The following is a 2,753-nucleotide window of genomic DNA, read 5'->3' on the forward strand; positions in this document are numbered from 1 at the left end:
CGGTACTGGTTCGCTATCGGTCACGCAGGAGTATTTAGCCTTACGAGATGGTTCTCGCCGATTCACACGGGATTTCCCCTGCCCCGTGCTACTCGGGATCCGGCCGGCGCCTTTGAGCTTTCGGCTACAGGACTTTCACCTTCTCTGGTGCAGCATTCCAGCTGCTTCCCCTAGCCCGCCGGCTGCCGTTTGGCCGTCCCACAACCCCGCCCAGCCGTAGCTGAGCGGTTTAGGCTCTTTCCCGTTCGCTCGCCGCTACTGAGGAAATCACTTTTGTTTTCTTTTCCTGCGGCTACTAAGATGTTTCAGTTCGCCGCGTTCGCCCCTTTGGCCTATGGATTCAGCCAAAGGTGACAAGGCTTGCGCCTTGCCGGGTTGCCCCATTCGGGAACCTGCGGATCACCGCCTTTGTCCAGCTCCCCGCAGCGTTTCGTCGGTAACACGCCCTTCCTCGCCTCTGCGTGCCTAGGTATCCACCGTGCGCCCTTAACTGACTTGACCTTTTCACCTCACGTAACATTGGTGTTCTACCTGCCTCATGCCCCCAGGTTGCTGCTGCTTCCCCCAAGCCAAGGCTCGGAGGGCTCAACCCAGAAGCATGCTGCTCTCTTGCTATGCAGTTTTCAAAGTGCTGGCCGGCTCAACCCGGCTGGAGGCTTGTGCTCGGACCCAAACCCCTAGCCCGGTCGTCAACCTATCCAACTGGAGAACCCCTTCCCCGCTCCTCACCAAAGTGGTGGAGGTAAGCGGACTCGAACCGCTGACTTCTGCCGTGCAAAGGCAGCGCTCTACCAGCTGAGCTATACCCCCAATCCAGACTGCACCCACCCTCTGGCTTTGCCCTCAGCTTGGCCAGCTCGCTTCTAGCTTGCTAGCTCTCCCTTCTCCAGGACAAACAGTGGGCCATCCTGGACTCGAACCAGGGACCTCACCCTTATCAGGGGTGCGCTCTAACCACCTGAGCTAATAGCCCTTCCCTTGGCTCTCCCCCAGAACCCCAGTCAACCATCCCTTCAACCCCGACCGACCTGGGATAACCTTTGCTGGCCTAAGGGTGGTCTATCTCCCCTCAGATGCCCCAAGGTAGGTCTCCCTAAAAGGAGGTGATCCAGCCGCACCTTCCGGTACGGCTACCTTGTTACGACTTCACCCCAGTCACCAGCCCTGCCTTCGGCGGGTGCTCCGACTTCGGGCATGGCCAGCTCCCATGGTGTGACGGGCGGTGTGTACAAGGCCCGGGAACGTATTCACCGCAGCATGCTGATCTGCGATTACTAGCGATTCCGCCTTCACGCAGGCGAGTTGCAGCCTGCGATCTGAACTGAGACGCGGTTTTTGGGATTGGCTCACGCTCGCGCGCTCGCGACCCTTTGTCCGCGCCATTGTAGCACGTGTGTAGCCCAGAGCGTAAGGGGCATGCTGACTTGACGTCATCCTCACCTTCCTCCGGTTTGTCACCGGCAGTCTCCCTAGAGTGCCCAACTCAATGCTGGCAACTAGGAACAAGGGTTGCGCTCGTTGCGGGACTTAACCCAACATCTCACGACACGAGCTGACGACAGCCATGCACCACCTGTGTCCGCGCTCCCGAAGGCACTCCCACGTTTCCGCAGGGTTCGCGGCATGTCAAGCCCTGGTAAGGTTCTTCGCGTTGCATCGAATTAAACCACATGCTCCACCGCTTGTGCGGGCCCCCGTCAATTCCTTTGAGTTTCACACTTGCGTGCGTACTCCCCAGGCGGGACACTTAACGCGTTAGCTCCGACACTGACCGGGTCGATACGGCCAACGTCTAGTGTCCATCGTTTACGGCTAGGACTACTGGGGTATCTAATCCCATTCGCTCCCCTAGCTTTCGTACCTCAGCGTCAGTTGAGGCCCAGTTGCGCGCTTCCGCCTCAGGTGTTCTTCCCGATCTCTACGCATTTCACCGCTACACCGGGAATTCCCGCAACCCCTACCTCACTCTAGCCGGTCAGTTTCCAGGGCCTTCCCACAGTTGAGCTGTGGCCTTTGACCCCAGACTTGACCAGCCGCCTACGTACCCTTTACGCCCAATAATTCCGGATAACGCTTGCCTCCTCCGTCTTACCGCGGCTGCTGGCACGGAGTTAGCCGAGGCTTATTCCTGGGGTACCGTCAGCTTTCGTCCCCCAGAAAAGAGGTTTACAACCCAAGGGCCTTCCTCCCTCACGCGGTATTGCTCCGTCAGGCTTGCGCCCATTGCGGAAAATTCCCCACTGCTGCCTCCCGTAGGAGTCTGGGCCGTGTCTCAGTCCCAGTGTGGCGGGCCATCCTCTCAGACCCGCTACGGATCGTCGCCTTGGTAGGCCATTACCCCACCAACTAGCTAATCCGACGCAGGCTCATCCTCAGGTGGATTGCTCCTTTCAGCTTCCGCCTGTATGGGGTATTAGCAGCCGTTTCCAGCTGTTATCCCCCGCCTGAGGGTAGATTCCTACGTGTTACTCACCCGTCCGCCACTAACACCCGAAGGTGTCCGTGCGACTTGCATGTGTTAAGCATACCGCCAGCGTTCATCCTGAGCCAGGATCAAACTCTCCGTGTCAATTCAAGAGCTTGTCTCTGGAAAAATGGAAACTTGACAGGGTTGAATATGCAGCCACCAGCCGACTTAGGGAGTCTGCTGTGCTGCTTGGCGATGGTTGACTGAACAGCTTACTTGTCAAGGTTCTGGGGCGCCGGGGCTGGGTGGCCTTGTGGCGCTTTACTACCCTATCCCCACCACCACC

Annotated in this window: 2 tRNA genes and 2 rRNA genes (1 of these 4 cut by a window edge); all 4 read right to left on the minus strand. The window is 58.5% G+C overall.

What is annotated here, in order from left to right:
• Window positions 1-501 (minus strand): 23S ribosomal RNA (locus ACVWY9_RS13990); it reaches 2,308 nt to the left of the window's first position.
• A 233-nt stretch (window positions 502-734) separates the two neighbouring features.
• A tRNA-Ala gene (locus ACVWY9_RS13995) sits at window positions 735-810 on the minus strand.
• An 89-nt stretch (window positions 811-899) separates the two neighbouring features.
• Window positions 900-973 (minus strand) — tRNA-Ile (locus ACVWY9_RS14000).
• Between the two features lie 123 nt (window positions 974-1,096).
• Window positions 1,097-2,569, minus strand: a 16S ribosomal RNA gene (locus tag ACVWY9_RS14005).
• The 16S and 23S rRNA genes sit together here with 2 tRNA genes alongside, the layout of an rRNA operon.
• Window positions 2,570-2,753: the final 184 nt, after the last annotated feature.

The organism is Thermostichus sp. OS-CIW-31 (assembly GCF_054060305.1).